We start from the raw sequence: 15,536 nt of genomic DNA on the forward strand, positions 1-15,536 counted from the left end.
CGGCCCGCGCGGTCAGCCGGTGGCCGTCACACCCCGGCGCCCGGCGCGTCGCGGGACGGCCGTCGGCCAGTGGGCCAGGGCCGCGGTCGCCGCGTACCAGGCGACCGCCCCCGCGGCGACCGCGAACCAGCCGCCCGCCTTGCCCAGCACCTCACCGTCCGCGAGGACGGCGATCGCGAGGAGCAGCAGGGACACGCCGAGCAGCCCGTGCGTCGCCTGCCCGAGCAGGTCGCCGCCGGCGGCCGTCAGGGAGAGGGCGACCAGCGCGAACAGGAGCAGGAAGAGCCCCGACGCGTTGGCGGAGACCTGGTGGCCGGCCGAGACGGCCCAGGTGAACCAGAGCGCGCCCAGGACGGCGAAGGCCGTGCCGGTGACGGTGTCCCGGTCGCGCAGGGCCAGCAGACCGGCGACGAACAGCGCGACCCCGCCGACGTACTGAGCGATGGTCACGGCGTCCGCCGCCGTCACGCCGTCGATCACGCCGGTGTGACCGAGGCCGAAGGCCAGCAGGGTGATGCCGAGGGCGAGTCGGCCGACGACGATGGTGGTGGTGCTTCCCGCGGAGACGTCATTGTCCACGGCGGGCTCCCTTCGTGCGGGTGCGTGGTGCGGTGCACCGTATATGCCCTTCACAAGGGCACAAACACCTCTACGCGTCGGTAGGTTCACGCTGCATGACGGGAAGGGACCGGCTCGCCGCCGAGTCCGCTACGGGATGACCACCACGGGCCGCTGCGCCCGCTTGGCGAGCCGTCCGGCGACGGAGCCGAAGAGCCGGCCCACCAGGCCGTGGCTGGACCCGACGACGATGGCGTCCGCCTCGTACTCCCGGCCCACCTCTTCGAGCTCGTGGCAGATGTCGCCGCCGCGCTCGACCAGGATCCAGGGCACCTCGGAGAGGTAGTCCGCGCACGCCAGCTCCAGACCCAGCACCTCGGTGCGGTGGTCCGGCACGTCGACGAAGACGGGCGGCTCGCAGCCGGCCCACACCGTGGTGGGCAGTCGGTTGGCGACATGCACGATGACCAGACCCGAGCCGAGCCGGCAGGCCATGCCGATGGCGTAGGCGAGGGCTCGCTCACTGGACGTGGAACCGTCGAAGCCCACGACGACACCGTGCTTGAAGGCTGGGTCGCAGGACTGGCGTGGCTCTTCGGCCGCCAGGGGCTCGGCCGCCGTAGGCTCGGCGACGGGCCGCTTGCGGTCCGCGGGTTCGAAGAATGAGTGACCGGCCATGGCTGTCTCGGCGTTTTTATCCTCTATGGGGGACGACAGTGAGCGGCGGAGCTGTGTCCGGGAATGGTCTTCCCAAGCCCATACCCCCAAGGGTACGGGGCCACGCCTCCTTCGCCCGGATCCCGCGGATGGTCCGCCGCGGGGTTCACCGGAGCATGCACGAGGGGCGCCCGTAACGCAATGGTTGCTGCGCTGTACAGGCGGTTTGCGCAGGATTCAACTGTCCGTGATCGGTCGTGACCGACGCGCTCCCCGGGCGTTGATCTCCGTGCCGCCAGCCCCAGGGAGCACGCATGTCCGGACCGCACCGCACCGCCCGGCCGCCCTCCGGAGCGACCGAACCCGCGCCCGCCGCGCCGCCCCGGGACGGCGTCACCGATCTCCTCCGCTGGGCGGCCTTCAGCTGCTTCCTCGTCCCGCTGGTGCTCCTCTGGTACGGAGCCTCCTTGGCCGGCACCGCCGGCACGGCCCTGGGCCTGGCCGCCGTCACCGGCGCCTGCCGTCTGCTGCTGCGCCGGTCCGAACGGGTCGCGGCCCGGCAGACGGGCCCGGCCCACGCACCGCGGGCCGGTCACCGGCACCGCGCCGCACCGGCCGCGCGACGGGGCGGACGGCACGCCGGAGAAAACACACCGGTCGGCTGACCGGTTTCCGCGCACGCGTCCGCTCCTTTTCAGCCAACTTCCAGGGGTGGCTCATCCCTGCCCCCCACCACCCCCCATCCCCCGTTCCACCTGCACGGAAAGGGTCTCAGGGGCCCTGCGCACCCTACGGGGATTGGCCACTGACACAAGGCGCACTTCCCTGTGGCGCCCCGGAGTGCAACGCTTCGTGATCGACTGCTTCACGCCAAGTTGCCATGTCGACAATGTCCCAAGTGCCGAACCGGCCACCTCGGCACGACCGGACACAGTAGATTCGATCTTGACTGTCTACGGCGGGGGACTCGTGCAGGACCGAGGGGAAACGTGCTGGAGCGACAGGCCCGACCAGTTAGGGGCGCCGCGACCACCGAGGGGGGCTTAGCAGTTATGAGCCACGACTCCACTGCCGCGCCGGAAGCCGCGGCCCGGAAGCTCTCCGGGCGACGCCGCAAGGAGATCGTCGCAGTGCTGCTGTTCAGCGGCGGTCCCATCTTCGAGAGTTCCATACCGCTGTCGGTGTTCGGGATCGACCGCCAGGACGCCGGCGTACCGCGCTACCGACTACTGGTGTGCGCCGGTGAGGAAGGCCCCCTGCGGACCACAGGGGGACTGGAACTCACCGCGCCCCAGGGGCTGGAGGCGATCGCCCGCGCAGGGACGGTCGTCGTGCCCGCCTGGCGGTCGATCACCTCGCCGCCACCGGAGGAAGCCCTCGACGCCCTGCGCAGGGCGCACGAGGAGGGTGCCCGCATCGTCGGCCTGTGCACCGGCGCGTTCGTGCTGGCGGCGGCCGGGCTGCTCGACGGCCGGCCCGCCACCACCCACTGGATGTACGCGCCGACGCTGGCCAAGCGCTATCCGTCGGTCCATGTCGATCCGCGCGAGCTGTTCGTGGACGACGGGGACGTGCTGACGTCGGCGGGCACGGCCGCGGGCATCGACCTGTGCCTGCACATCGTGCGCACCGACCACGGCAACGAGGCGGCCGGCGCGCTGGCCCGCCGCCTGGTGGTACCGCCGCGCCGCGCGGGCGGACAGGAGCGCTACCTCGACCGGTCTTTACCGGAGGAGATCGGCGCCGACCCGCTCGCCGAGGTCGTCGCCTGGGCGCTGGAGCACCTCCACGAGCAGTTCGACGTGGAGACGCTGGCGGCCCGCGCGTACATGAGCCGGCGCACCTTCGACCGGCGGTTCCGATCGCTGACCGGCAGCGCGCCGCTGCAGTGGCTGATCACCCAGCGGGTGCTCCAGGCGCAGCGCCTGCTGGAGACGTCGGACTACTCGGTCGACGAGGTCGCGGGCCGCTGCGGCTTCCGCTCACCGGTCGCCCTGCGCGGCCACTTCCGCCGGCAGCTCGGCTCGTCGCCGGCCGCCTACCGGGCCGCCTACCGGGCGCGCCGCCCCCAGGGCGAGCGTCCGGTGGACCCGGAGTCCGGCGCCGAGGGGGTCTCCCGGGCCCCCGTGCCGCCGGAGAACGGGGCCCTGCCGTCGGAGGGCGCGGTCCCGTACCAGACCCGCCGCACGGCAGCACCGATGCCGGCGGCGGCCGGCCTGCCGGGGCCGCGCAGCGCACCGTGACATGACACCGCCCACGCCGGACGGCCCCACCCGGGCCGTCCGGCACCGCGGCTTGCGGGGGGGGGCTACTGCCCGTCGGGGGTTACGGCCCGTAGAGGGCTACGACCCGGTCGGGCACCCCGGCCGTCCGGCGTTCCCGGCCCGTTCCGCACTCCCGGCCCGTCCGGCGCCCCCAGTCCCTTGGGCACTCCGCCCGCTCGGCCCTCCACTCCCCCGACCCGCTCCTACGCGCGTCCCGGCGCCGAGTGCGAGGGCGGACGGCGCCGGCCGGTCGCGGCGGGACGCGGGGCACGGGCGCAGGGGCGGTACCCGGGGTGCGGCACAGGGGCGGGACCCGGGGCTCGGGACCCGGGGCGTCGGCCTCGTGCCAGGCCGACGCCGACGCCGGGGGACCGGACCGCGGGCGCCCGCCGTAGGGTGTCCGCATGAACGATCGCATGGTGTGGATCGACTGCGAGATGACCGGCCTCTCGCTGTCCGACGACGCGCTCATCGAGGTTGCCGCCCTCGTCACCGACTCCGAGCTGAACATCCTCGGCGAGGGTGTCGACATCGTCATCCGTCCGCCGGAGCGGGCGCTGGAGACGATGCCGGAGGTGGTGCGTCAGATGCACACCGCGTCCGGCCTGCTCGCCGAGCTCGACGGCGGCACGACCCTCGCCGACGCCGAGGCGCAGGTCCTCGCGTACGTGCGCGAACACGTGAAGGAACCGGGCAAGGCCCCGCTGTGCGGCAACTCCGTCGGCACCGACCGCGGCTTCCTGCTGCGGGACATGGCCACGCTGGAGAGCTACCTCCACTACCGCATCGTCGACGTCTCCTCGATCAAGGAGCTGGCCCGCCGCTGGTACCCGCGGGCGTACTTCAACAGCCCCGAGAAGAACGGCAACCACCGCGCGCTCGCCGACATCCGCGAGTCCATCGCCGAGCTCCGCTACTACCGCGAGGCCGTCTTCGTCCCGCAGCCGGGCCCCGACTCCGACACCGCGAAGGCGATCGCCGCCAAGCACGTGGTGCGCGCCCCGTAGGGGCACCGGCCCGGCCCGCGGCGGCGCCGGGAAAAGGCTGGCGCGAGCACCCCTTCGGACCCTGTACACTTTTTCTCAGCCGGTCGGGGAAGCCCACCACACGGGATTCCAGCGCCGGCCTCGGTGGGTGTAGCTCAGTTGGTAGAGCACCTGGTTGTGGTCCAGGTGGCCGCGGGTTCAAGTCCCGTCACTCACCCTGAAAGATCAGCCGGTGCCCCTCGCAAGAGGGGCACCGGCTGATCGCGTTCCCGGGCCGCCGGGGCCGCACGCCTCCGCGCGGCCCCTCCCCCGCCCTCACGACGACCTGCGCTCCACCAGCTCCGTCGCCAGCACCACCTGATGGCGGTCCAGGCCGCGCGAGACCGCCGGCCGGCGGTCCGCGATCTCGGTCAGCAGCAGGTCGATCATCGCGCGGCCCATCCCCTCGATGGGCTGCCGCACACTGGTCAGCGGCGGCTCCATGTGACGGGCGATGGCCGAGTCGTCGTAGCCGACCAGCGCCACGTCGTCCGGGATGCGCCGGCCCGCCTCGCGCAGGACCTGACCCGCTCCGGCCGCGGTGACGTCCGAGGCGGCGAAGACCGCGTCCACGTCGGGGCGGCGGCGCAGCAGCTCCGCCATGGCGCGGCGCCCGCCCTCCTCGGTGAAGTCCCCCGCCTCGATCAGCCCCTCGTCCGGCTCGTGGCCCGCGTCGCGCAGGGCTTCCCGGTAGCCGTCGACGCGCCGCTGGGCGCCGTAGACGTCGAGGCGGCCGGTGATGTGCGCTATGCGGCGACGCCCCCGGGCCAGCAGGTGCTCGACGGCCGAGCGGGCGCCGCCGAAGTTGTCCGAGTCCACCGACGCCAGCGACTCCGCGGCCGAGCGCGGGCCGCTGATCACCGCGGGGATCTCCAGCTGGGACAGCAGGTCGGGCAGCGGGTCGTCGGCGTGCACCGAGACCAGCAGCACCCCGTCCACCCGGTGCGCCGCCAGGTACTGGGCGAGGCGCTGCCGCTCGCGGTCACTGCCCGCGAAGATCAGCAGCAGCTGCATCTCGGTGTCGGACAGCTCGGAGCCGACACCCTTCAGCATGTCCGAGAAGTACGGTTCCGCGAAGAAGCGCGTCTCCGGCTCGGGCACGACCAGCGCGATCGCGTCCGTGCGGTTGGCGGCCAGCGCACGGGCCGCCGTGTTCGGGACGTAGCCCAGCTCCGCGACCGCCGCCTCGACAGCCGCCCGGGTCGCGTCGCTGACCCGGGGGGAGCCGTTGATCACCCGGGAGACCGTGCCGCGGCCGACGCCCGCCCGTGCCGCCACCTCTTCGAGGGTGGGCCGGCCACCGCTCCGCCCACGCGCTCCGTGGCTTGCCATCGGCTCCGCCTCCCGTCGAGACCCCGCACTCTGCGGCTGGCCTGGAATTTAACAGGCCGGTCGGGTCTAATGACCGGCTCCGGGCCCGCCACCCGTCGCCGGGAGGCGTCCCATCGCCGCTCGCAACGTCCAGTTAACAGGCCGATAACTGAACGCACTTCGTCGCGTCCGTTCCCTTGACACCCCCGCCCGGACCGACGACTCTTCAACACATCACTTGTGGGAGCGCTCCCACACTACCTGGCACATACACATCCCGCACGTTCCCCGCCCGAGCCGCAGCGTCGAACGAACCACATGAAGCAGCGGGTCCAACCCAGTAGTTGGCCGGGGGGTCGGCACGTCAGGGCAACAGGAGGACGCAATGCGAGCAGCACGCACACGAACCGCCCGCAGAGCGGTGGTCATCGCGGCCGTCGCGTCGCTGGGCGCCGGGCTGCTGGCCGGCTGTGCCGACGACGGCAAGGACGAGGACAACTCTTCCTCGGGCGACAGCAGCGGCAAGACCACCATCACCCTCGGCCTGTTCGGCACCATGGGCTTCAAGGAGGCCGGGCTCTACGAGGAGTACGAGAAGCTCAACCCGGACATCAACATCGAGGAGACGGTCACCGAGCGGAACGAGAACTACTACCCCGCTCTGGTCAACCACCTCACCACCGACAGCGGTCTCCAGGACGTCCAGGCCATCGAGGTCGGCAACATAGCCGAGGTCGTCAACACCCAGGCCGACAAGTTCGTCGACCTGTCCAAGGTCGAGGGCGTGCAGCCCGCCGGCTGGCTGGACTGGAAGTGGAAGCAGGGCGTCACCAAGGACGGCCAGGCGGTCGGCCTCGGCACCGACATCGGCCCGATGGCCATCTGCTACCGCAAGGACCTCTTCGAGAAGGCGGGTCTGCCGACCGACCGGGACGAGGTCAGCGCGCTGTGGGCGGGCGACTGGAAGAAGTTCATCGCGGCCGGTGAGAAGTACAAGAAGGGCGCCGGCAAGGACACCTACTTCATGGACTCGCCCGGCGGCCTGATCAACGCCATCCTCGGCGGTGAAGAGGAGAAGTTCTACGACGCCTCGGGCAAGGTCATCTACAAGGACAACCCCGCCGTCAAGGAGGCCTTCGACCTGACCGCGGAGGCGGCCGAGAAGGACCTGGTGCAGGCGCAGACCCAGTTCCAGCCGTCCTGGGAGCAGACCATCTCCAACAACCTGTTCGCCACCGTGGCCTGCCCGCCGTGGATGATCGGCACCATCAAGGGCAAGTCGCAGCCCGACGCGGCCGGCAAGTGGGACGTGGCCGCGGCGCCCACCGCCGGCAACTGGGGCGGCTCCTTCCTGGGCGTGCCCAAGAGCGGCAAGAACGTCGAGGAGGCGCAGAAGTTCGTCGCCTGGCTGACTGCGCCGGAGCAGCAGGCCAAGCTCTTCGCCGTGCAGGGCAGCTTCCCGAGCGCGCCGGCCGCGTACGAGATGCCGCAGGTGAAGGACGCCAAGAACGAGATGACCGGTGACTCGCCGATCGGCGACATCTTCGCCAAGGCCGCCGAGGCCATCCCGGCCCAGGTGATCGGCCCGAAGGACCAGATCATCCAGCAGGGTCTGACGGACAACGGCGTCATCCTCGTCACCCAGGGCAAGTCGCCCAAGGAGGCCTGGGAGAACGCCACCAAGACCATCGACAACAACCTGGAGAAGTGACCGGAATGACCACCCGGCACGACACCGCCGCGCCCCCCGTCAAGGGGGGCGCGGCCCCGGGCCGGCCGCCCGGTGACGCGGCCTCCCCCGAGGAGGCGAGGAAACGGGCCCGGCTCTCCCGCCGCTGGCAGCGGGACCTGCGCTGGAGCCCGTACGCCTTCGTCTCCCCGTTCTTCCTGCTCTTCGCGGCCTTCGGCCTGTTCCCGCTGCTCTACACCGGCTGGGCCTCGCTGCACACGGTGGAGCTGACCGCGCCCACCGACATGAAGTGGGTGGGCCTGGACAACTTCACCAGGATCTTCGACGACGAGTTCTTCTGGAACGCCGCGCAGAACACGCTGACCATCGGCGTCATCTCCACGGTGCCGCAGCTGCTGATGGCGATGGGCCTGGCGCACATCCTCAACTACAAGCTGCGCGGTTCCACCTTCTACCGCGTCGTGATGCTCGCGCCGTACGCGACGTCCATCGCCGCCGCGTCGCTGGTCTTCGTGCTGCTCTTCGGCCGCGACTACGGCATGATCAACTGGGCACTCGACCTGGTCGGCCTCGACAAGATCGACTGGCAGAGCGACAAGTGGCCGTCCCAGATCGCCGTCTCGTCGATCGTCATCTGGCGCTGGACCGGCTACAACGCGCTGATCTACCTGGCCGCGATGCAGGCGATCCCGCAGGACCTGTACGAGTCGGCGGCGCTGGACGGTGCCAGCCGGTGGCGGCAGTTCATCCACGTCACGCTGCCCCAGCTGCGTCCGACGATCCTCTTCACGGTCGTCGTGTCGACCATCGGCGCCTCGCAGCTGTTCGGCGAGCCGCTGCTGTTCGACGCCAACAAGGGCGCCTCGGGCGGCTCCCAGCACCAGTTCCAGACGCTCGGCCTGTACCTGTACGAGCAGGGCTGGATCAACCAGCACCTGGGCCGCGCCTCCGCGATCGCCTGGACGATGTTCCTGATCCTCATCGTGATCGGGATCGTCAACTACGTCATCTCGCGCCGGTTGCGCGCCAGTAGTTAAGGAGAACCGGCCGTGACGACGACCCTGACGAAACCCCCGGCCGAGCCGGTGCCCGAGCCGCCCAGGCGGGGCCGGCGCCGGTCCAAGTCGGCCCGGGCCGGCGGCCAGATGCACGCCGGTCCCATCGCGTACATCATCCTCGCCCTGTTCACCCTGGGCTCGCTGTTCCCGCTGGTGTGGACGGCGATCGCCGCGTCCCGCGACAACCAGCGGCTGGCCCAGACGCCGCCGCCGTTCTGGTTCGGCGGCAACCTCTTCGACAAGATCGAGATCGCCTGGACCGACGCCAACATGGGCGAGGCGATCCTCAACACCACCATCGTCGCGGGGATCTCGGCGGTCACCGTCGTCTTCCTGTCGACGATCGCCGGCTTCGCCTTCGCCAAGCTGAAGTTCCGCGGCCGCAGCGCGCTGATGCTGACCGTGGTCGGCACGATGATGATCCCGCCGCAGCTCAGCATCATTCCGCTGTACATGATGGTGGCCGAGCTGGACTGGACCGACCAGCTCCAGGCGGTGATCTTCCCGTCGCTGGTCAGCGCGTTCGGCGTGTTCTTCATGCGGCAGTACCTGCTCCAGGCGCTGCCGGACGAGATCATCGAGGCCGCGCGCGTGGACGGGGCCGGCAGCTGGCGCGTGATCTGGCACGTGGTGTTCCCGGCGGCGCGGCCCGCGATGGCCGTGCTGGGCATGCTGATGTTCGTGCAGGTGTGGAACGACTTCCTGTGGCCGTTCCTGGTGCTGACGCAGAACGGCAACCCGACCGTCCAGGTGGCGGTGGCGGGCCTCGGCCGCGGCTTCACCCCGGACCAGGCCCTGATCATGGGTGGCGCGCTGCTCGGCACGCTGCCCCTGCTGCTGGTCTTCGCGATCTTCGGCAAGCAGATCGTGGGCGGCATCATGCAGGGCGCCGTCAAGGGCTGACACCCCACCCCGGGGGCCGGGTCACCGTCGTCCCGGCCCCGTCCTCCCCCTCGTCCTTCCCACCCGTCGGTCTTCCACGACCCGTCACGACCTGCTATGGGAGCGCTTCCATGCTTGAGTCCGCAAAGCCGGTGACCCCGGTGACCTTCCCGCCCGCCTTCCTCTGGGGAGCCGCCACCTCGGCGTACCAGATCGAGGGCGCGGTGCGGGAGGACGGCCGTACCCCCTCGATCTGGGACACCTTCAGCCATACGCCAGGGAAGACCGCCGGCGGGGACCACGGTGACATCGCTGTCGACCACTACCACCGCTACCGCGACGACGTGGCGCTGATGGCGGAGCTGGGGCTGGGCGCGTACCGCTTCTCCATCTCCTGGCCGCGGGTGCAGCCGACCGGCCGCGGGCCCGCCGTCCAGCGGGGCCTGGACTTCTACCGCCGTCTGGTGGACGAGCTGCTGGCCGCCGGGATCAGGCCGGCCGTCACCCTCTACCACTGGGACCTGCCGCAGGAGCTGGAGGACGCGGGCGGCTGGCCCGCGCGGGACACGGCATACCGGTTCGCCGAGTACGCGCAGATCGTCGGCGAGGCGCTCGGCGACCGGGTGGAGCAGTGGATCACGCTCAACGAGCCCTGGTGCGCGGCCTTCCTGGGCTACGCCTCCGGGGTGCACGCGCCCGGCCGGACCGACCCGCTGGCCTCGCTGCGCGCCGCGCACCACCTGAACCTGGCCCACGGCCTGGGCACGGTGGCCCTGCGCTCGGTGATGCCGGCCCGCAACTCGGTCGCGATCAGCCTCAACACCTCCGTCGTCCGGCCGCTGTCGCGGCAGCCCGCGGACCAGGCGGCGGCGCGGAAGATCGACGACCTCTCCGGCGGGATCTTCCACGGCCCGATCCTGCACGGCGCCTATCCCCAGACGCTGCTGGAGGCGACGGCACCGGTCACCGACTGGTCCTTCGTCGAGGACGGCGACCTGGGCCTGATCCGCCAGCCGATCGACGCGATCTGCCTCAACTACTACACGCCCACCGTGGTGTCGGCCGCCGACGCCGACTCGCGCGCCCCGCGGGCCGACGGCCACGGCGCGAGCGACCACTCGCCGTGGCCCGCCGCCGAGGACGTCGCCTTCCACCAGCCGCCGGGCGAGCGCACGGAGATGGGCTGGAGCGTCGACCCGACCGGCCTGCACGAGCTGATCATGCGCTACAGCCGTGAGGCCCCGGGCCTGCCGCTGTACATCAGCGAGAACGGTGCCGCCTACGACGACAAGCCCGGCGCGGACGGCACGGTGCACGACCCCGAGCGGGTCGCCTACCTCGACGGCCACCTGAGGGCGGTGCGCCGGGCCATCACCGACGGCGCCGACGTGCGCGGCTACTACCTGTGGTCGCTGCTGGACAACTTCGAGTGGGCCTACGGCTACGAGAAGCGGTTCGGCGCGGTGTACGTCGACTACGCCTCCCAGCAGCGCACCCCGAAGTCGAGCGCCCTCTGGTACGGGCGGGCGGCCCGCACGGGGACGCTGCCGCCGGTGGACGCGGCCGAGTAGACCACCGCACCCGGGGGGGAGCGGTGGCGGGGCGCGGCATCCGGGGGGTGCCGCGCCCCGCTTTGCGTGCTCCGCGCTCACTCACGGGCGGCGAGGGCCTTCTTCGACAGCCGGCCGAGTCCCCTGTGGCTCGGCGAACCTCACGAGCTGGGTGGCGTCGTCGACCTGAGGGAGGAGATCAGCCGGGGGTTGCGGCGGCGTCGGACCGGGCCCCGGTGCCCGCGCCGGGCCGGCGCCGCCCGTCCGTCCAGCTGTATCCAGATGCGTACTTCGGTGCCGCCGAGCACGGAGGAGCCGATCCGGACGTCGCCGCCCGTGGACTCCGCCAGCCTGCGCACGATGTCCAGGCCGAGGCCGGTCGACCCGTCGTGGCCCGAACCCCGGCCGCGGGCCATCGCCGCCTCGGGGTCGGGTATGCCGGGCCCCGCGTCCGAGACCAGCACGATCACCGCGTCCTCCCCGTTGTGCAGGTCGACGGCGAAGGCCGTGCCCTCGGCGGTGTGCCGGAAGACGTTGCCGAGCAGGGCGTCGAGGGAGGCGGCCAGGTCGGCGCGGGCCACGGGGATGCGCACCGGACGGTCGGCCCCGGCCACGCGCCACTTGCGGCCCTCGTCCTCGGCGAGCGCGGACCAGAACCCCATCCGCTCCCGGACCACCTCGGCCGCGTCGCACCCGGCGCCGGGACCGGCCGCGGCCGTCTGCGGCTTGGCGTCCCGGGCGGTGCGGATGATCGTGTCGACCTCGCGCTCCAGTTGTTCGACGGCGGCCCGGGTCTGCTCGGCGGCCGGTCCCTCGCCGAGCGAGGCCGCGTTGAGCCGCAGCACGGTCAGCGGGGTGCGCAGGCGGTGGGAGAGGTCGGCGGCCAGTTCCCGTTCGTTGGCCAGGAGCTGGACGACCTGGTCGGCCATGGAGTTGAAGGCGACCGCCGCGAGCCGCAGTTCGTTCGGCCCCTCCTCCGGCACCCGGGCGCCCAGCTTGCCCTCCCCCAGTTCGTGGGCGCCCTCCACCAGGCGCCGCGCGGGCTGCACCATGCGCACGCCCAGCCGGTCGGCGACCGCCACCGAGCCGACGATCAGGGCGACGCCGACCCCGGCGAGCACCGCCCACGCCGTCGCGACGCCGTTGGTGACCGCGGACTCCGGGACGTACACCTCGACCACGGCGATCTCACCGGTGCTGAGCGCGACCGGCTGGAGCAGCGCGAAGCCGCCGGACACCTCGGTGGTGGAGGCACGGCCCATCTCCCGGACGGCGGCGATGTCCTCGTCCCCCACGCGCCTGCGGCCGATCTCGGTGCCGGGCCGTGCTCCGCCGTCCGTGCCGTCGGCCCGCGCACCGGGCGCCGGAAGGTGCACGGCCATCCCGGCGTCGGAGCCGGCGGAGGCGACGACGCGTTCCAACTGGTCGCGATCGGTGGTGATGGACAGCGCCGGGGCGACGGCGGCGGCCTCCCGCTCGGCGCCCGCGAAGGCCCGGTCCCGGGCCATCTCGCGGATGACGAGGCCGAGCGGGACCGCGAAGGCGACCACGACCATCGCGGTGACCGCCAAGGACACCTTGACCAGGGCCCATCTCATCGTGGCGGCTCCACCGCGGACGGGTCCGCGGGCCGGTCGGCGGGCGGTTCCAGCTTCACGCCGACACCGCGCAGGGTGTGCAGGTAACGGGGCCGGGCCGCGGTCTCGCCGAGCTTGCGCCGCAGCCAGGACAGATGGACGTCGATGGTCTGGTCGTCGCCGTAGGACTGCTGCCAGACCTCGGCGAGCAGCTCCCTGCGGGGGACGACCACGCCCGGGCGTCCGGCCAGGAAGGCGAGCAGGTCGAACTCACGGCGGGTCAGGTCGAGCCGGGCGCCGTCCAGTTCGGCCTGGCGGCGCAGCGGGTCGACGGTGAGTCCGCCGACCCGGATGACGGTCGACGGCGCCGCCTCGGCCGGGCCGGACCTGGCCCGGCGCAGGACGGCCGCCATCCGGGCCGACAGGTGCTCCACGGAGAACGGCTTGGTGAGGTAGTCGTCCGCGCCCGCGTTCAACAGCCGTACGACCTCCGCCTCGTCGTCCCGGGCGGTGGCGACGATCACCGGGACGTCGGTGATGCCGCGCAGCATCTTCAGCGCCTCGGAGCCGTCCAGATCGGGCAGTCCGAGGTCCAGGATCACCACGTCGAAGCGGAAATGGGCGACCTCGCGCAGCGCCTCCAGTGCCGTACCCACGCTGCGCACGGTGTGTGCGGCGTCGGTCAGGTGCCGGATGAGCGCCGAGCGTACGAACTGGTCGTCCTCGACCACGAGCACACTTGCCATGGGCGGCACCGTACGCCATGCGGACGAGCCCGGTGCGGGCCTGTGGACAACTCCGGTCCGCACCCGGGCCCTTGCCGTTCCGCCCGCGCAGGGGCGACACGCGTGTGACGCGTGAGGCAGTATGGCCGCGATGCGCAGAGGACTCGTACACGTACTGGCCTGGCTGCTCGCCACGGGCGCGGCGGTCACCCTGTCGTGGTGGGGCGTCCACACGGTGATGGCGGGCACGGCCTACGACGCGCCCCGCGCGCTGCCCATCACGGCGGCCGACGCGTCCGTGCGGGACACCCGTGAGCCGGACGGTGCCGCGGACTCGGTGCCGTCGGTGTCGTCCACCCGGCGGCCGTCGCCGTCGGGCAGCGCCTCGCCCACCCGGAGCGGGACACCTCGCGAGCCGGACCCCGCACCGTCGCGGAAGGCGACGCCCTCCGCCCCCGCCGCGTCCGAGCACTCCCCCACGGCGTCCGGCCGCGTCCGGAGCTACGACACGGACGGCGGCCGCGCGGTCTTCGACCTCGGTACGTCCTCCGCGTCCCTGGTGTCGGCGACGCCTGGGGCCGGCTGGTCGATGCAGGTGTGGAAGACGGAGTCGTGGATCCGGGTGGAGTTCACCTCGGGCGCCGACCGGGTGTCGGTGTTCTGCACCTGGCACGACGGGCCGCCGCGGGTGGAGATCGGGAGCTACTGAGTCACTGGAAGACGGAGGCCGGCGGGGCGGGCGAGGCCACCGCCGCCGCGTCCGTCACGGGTGCGGCCCCGCCGGCGAAGTCGGTCAGCGCGCGGCCGTGCTCCACGCGCGCCGGGTGGGGGTCGGAGGCGGCCCGGCGGGTGAGTTCACCGACCGGCAGCGGCTGGTCGGAGGCGACGAGGACCGCGTTGCCGAACCGTCTGCCGCGCAGCACGGCCGGGTCGGCGACGAGCGCGAGCTGCGGGAACCGGGCGGCGGCGGTGGCGATCTGGCCGCGCAGGTGGGCGAGGGGCGGGCCGTCGGCGATGTTGGCGGCGTAGACCCCGCCGGGCGCGAGGACGCGCCGGACCTCGTCGAGGAACTCGGTGGACGTCAGGTGGGCCGGTGTCCTGGCCCCGCTGAACACGTCCGCGAGGACCAGCCGCGCCCAGCCGTCGGGCACCTTCGCCAGCCCGGCGCGGGCGTCGGCGGAGCGCACCCGGATGCGTGCGCCGGGGTCCGGCGGCAGCTCACGCCGGACCAGCTGGACGAGGCCCGCGTCCCGCTCGACGACCTGCTGGGTGGAGCGGGGGCGGGTGGCGGCCACGTAGCGGGCGAGGGTGAAGGCGCCCCCGCCGAGGTGCACGGCCTGGACGGGCTTGCCGGGCGGGGCGGCCAGGTCGATGACGTGTCCGAGGCGGCGCTGGTACTCGAAGGAGAGGTACGCCGGGTCGTCGAGGTCGACGTGCGACTGGGGGGCGCCGTCGATCAGCAGGGTCCAGGCCCTGGGCCGCTCCCGGTCCGGGACCAGCTCGGCGAGCCCGCCGTCGACGTGCTCGGCGACGGTTTCGGCGGCAGCGCGCCCGCGGCGGGCGTTCCTGGACTTTCCCATCGGGCCATTATCGGACCGCCCGCCGACCGCGGGTCGAGGGGTGGCTCAGCGGCAGCTGTCGGCGGCCTCGATCAGCCGGGCCGCCTCGCCCAGCGCGGCCCGCAGCACGGCCGGGTCGGTCGCGAGGTCGGCCTCGCCGGGCGGCACCAGCCAGCCCGAGCCCTCGACGGGGGGCTGGGGGTCCGGGACGAGGCGCAGTCCCCGGCCGTCCGTCTCCGTGCAGGTGCTGCCCGGCACGTCCCAGGCGGCGGCCGTGCCGGAGGGCACCAGGAACCCCAGGGTGTCGCAGCCGTCGTCGTGGATCACCGGCCCCACTCCCTCGCCGGCGCCCCGCCTGAGGATGTCGACCGCCTCCAGACCCTGCCGGGTCGGCACGGTCACGACGTCGCAGGCGTCGCAGGGGGGATCGCTGCTTGGTCTGGTATCCATCCCGGCCTCCACCACGGAACTCCTCCTCGGACGAGCGGGTCGGGAGTCGGGGGTCTCCCGGTCCACAGGGTCCAACGCGTCAGGCCGTCAACGGCTACGGCGGAAGTCAGCCGCAAAGGATGGCAGTTCATGGCAGATCGTGGATGGGATATCCGGTTTGTAGGCAAACACCGCGTAGTCGCACCGTCACAGCAGGTACGTTCTTGCTCGCCGGACGCGAGGGTGACAAG

General features: G+C 72.5%; 15 protein-coding genes and 1 tRNA gene. 9 read left to right on the forward strand and 7 right to left on the reverse strand.

Translation table 11 applies throughout. The features are described from left to right. Nucleotides 1-12: 12 nt before the first annotated feature. Together ACZ6EG_RS04595 and ACZ6EG_RS04600 are read right to left on the reverse strand one after the other, a co-directional pair. Nucleotides 13-579, reverse strand: a complete 567-nt coding sequence (locus ACZ6EG_RS04595; protein ID WP_391968113.1) for a GPR1/FUN34/YaaH family transporter — start codon at nt 577-579, stop codon at nt 13-15. A gap of 129 nt (nt 580-708) precedes the next feature. Then, nucleotides 709-1,236: a universal stress protein gene (locus ACZ6EG_RS04600; protein ID WP_053131343.1), complete on the reverse strand. Its 528-nt coding sequence runs from the start codon at nt 1,234-1,236 to the stop codon at nt 709-711. A 293-nt stretch (nt 1,237-1,529) separates the two neighbouring features. Between ACZ6EG_RS04600 and ACZ6EG_RS04605 the strand changes: the two genes are divergently transcribed. The 4 genes from ACZ6EG_RS04605 to ACZ6EG_RS04620 all read left to right on the forward strand — a co-directional run bounded on the left by ACZ6EG_RS04605 (nt 1,530) and on the right by ACZ6EG_RS04620 (nt 4,682). Further along, nucleotides 1,530-1,880, forward strand: coding sequence for a hypothetical protein (locus ACZ6EG_RS04605; protein WP_391968114.1), 351 nt, complete (start codon nt 1,530-1,532; stop codon nt 1,878-1,880). A gap of 387 nt (nt 1,881-2,267) precedes the next feature. Then, nucleotides 2,268-3,458, forward strand: a complete 1,191-nt coding sequence (locus ACZ6EG_RS04610; RefSeq protein ID WP_391968115.1) for a helix-turn-helix domain-containing protein — start codon at nt 2,268-2,270, stop codon at nt 3,456-3,458. 425 nt (nt 3,459-3,883) lie between these two features. Then, nucleotides 3,884-4,486, forward strand: coding sequence for an oligoribonuclease (orn, locus tag ACZ6EG_RS04615; protein ID WP_356603676.1), 603 nt, complete (start codon nt 3,884-3,886; stop codon nt 4,484-4,486). A 123-nt stretch (nt 4,487-4,609) separates the two neighbouring features. Further along, nucleotides 4,610-4,682 (forward strand) — tRNA-His (locus tag ACZ6EG_RS04620). A gap of 98 nt (nt 4,683-4,780) precedes the next feature. Here the strand turns inward: ACZ6EG_RS04620 and ACZ6EG_RS04625 are convergent. Continuing rightward, the gene (locus tag ACZ6EG_RS04625) at nt 4,781-5,836 is read right to left on the reverse strand and encodes a LacI family DNA-binding transcriptional regulator (RefSeq protein ID WP_469601467.1); all 1,056 of its coding nucleotides are present in this window, start codon (nt 5,834-5,836) and stop codon (nt 4,781-4,783) included. A gap of 364 nt (nt 5,837-6,200) precedes the next feature. Here ACZ6EG_RS04625 and ACZ6EG_RS04630 point away from each other — a divergent pair, with 364 nt between their 5' ends. The 4 genes from ACZ6EG_RS04630 to ACZ6EG_RS04645 all read left to right on the forward strand — a co-directional run bounded on the left by ACZ6EG_RS04630 (nt 6,201) and on the right by ACZ6EG_RS04645 (nt 11,016). Continuing rightward, on the forward strand, nt 6,201-7,526 hold the full coding sequence (locus ACZ6EG_RS04630) for an ABC transporter substrate-binding protein (RefSeq protein ID WP_391968117.1): 1,326 nt from the start codon (nt 6,201-6,203) through the stop codon (nt 7,524-7,526). 5 nt (nt 7,527-7,531) lie between these two features. Continuing rightward, on the forward strand, nt 7,532-8,542 hold the full coding sequence (locus ACZ6EG_RS04635) for a carbohydrate ABC transporter permease (RefSeq protein WP_383640495.1): 1,011 nt from the start codon (nt 7,532-7,534) through the stop codon (nt 8,540-8,542). Nucleotides 8,543-8,554: 12 nt separating this feature from the next. Then, complete coding sequence (locus ACZ6EG_RS04640; protein WP_391968118.1) at nt 8,555-9,466, forward strand: carbohydrate ABC transporter permease; 912 nt, start codon at nt 8,555-8,557, stop codon at nt 9,464-9,466. A 110-nt stretch (nt 9,467-9,576) separates the two neighbouring features. Then, a complete protein-coding gene (locus ACZ6EG_RS04645; protein ID WP_391968119.1) occupies nt 9,577-11,016 on the forward strand; it encodes a GH1 family beta-glucosidase in 1,440 nt (479 codons plus the stop codon). Between the two features lie 140 nt (nt 11,017-11,156). Here ACZ6EG_RS04645 and ACZ6EG_RS04650 read toward each other — a convergent pair whose 3' ends face one another. Continuing rightward, a complete protein-coding gene (locus tag ACZ6EG_RS04650) occupies nt 11,157-12,593 on the reverse strand; it encodes a sensor histidine kinase (RefSeq protein WP_391968120.1) in 1,437 nt (478 codons plus the stop codon). Beyond that, nucleotides 12,590-13,318, reverse strand: coding sequence for a response regulator transcription factor (locus ACZ6EG_RS04655; RefSeq protein WP_391968121.1), 729 nt, complete (start codon nt 13,316-13,318; stop codon nt 12,590-12,592). The genes ACZ6EG_RS04650 and ACZ6EG_RS04655 overlap by 4 nt, the downstream gene beginning before the upstream one ends. 130 nt (nt 13,319-13,448) lie before the next feature. Between ACZ6EG_RS04655 and ACZ6EG_RS04660 the strand changes: the two genes are divergently transcribed. Next, nucleotides 13,449-14,006 carry a hypothetical protein gene (locus tag ACZ6EG_RS04660; protein ID WP_391968122.1) on the forward strand — a complete coding sequence of 186 codons (558 nt, stop codon included), beginning with the start codon at nt 13,449-13,451 and terminating at the stop codon, nt 14,004-14,006. 1 nt (nt 14,007) lies between these two features. Here the strand turns inward: ACZ6EG_RS04660 and ACZ6EG_RS04665 are convergent, their stop codons facing one another. Both ACZ6EG_RS04665 and ACZ6EG_RS04670 read right to left on the reverse strand, forming a co-directional pair. Beyond that, nucleotides 14,008-14,877 carry a spermidine synthase gene (locus tag ACZ6EG_RS04665; protein WP_391968123.1) on the reverse strand — a complete coding sequence of 290 codons (870 nt, stop codon included), beginning with the start codon at nt 14,875-14,877 and terminating at the stop codon, nt 14,008-14,010. Nucleotides 14,878-14,922: 45 nt separating this feature from the next. Then, a complete protein-coding gene (locus tag ACZ6EG_RS04670) occupies nt 14,923-15,306 on the reverse strand; it encodes a hypothetical protein (protein ID WP_391968124.1) in 384 nt (127 codons plus the stop codon). Nucleotides 15,307-15,536: the final 230 nt, after the last annotated feature.

Source organism: Streptomyces sp. NPDC041968 (genome assembly GCF_055589025.1).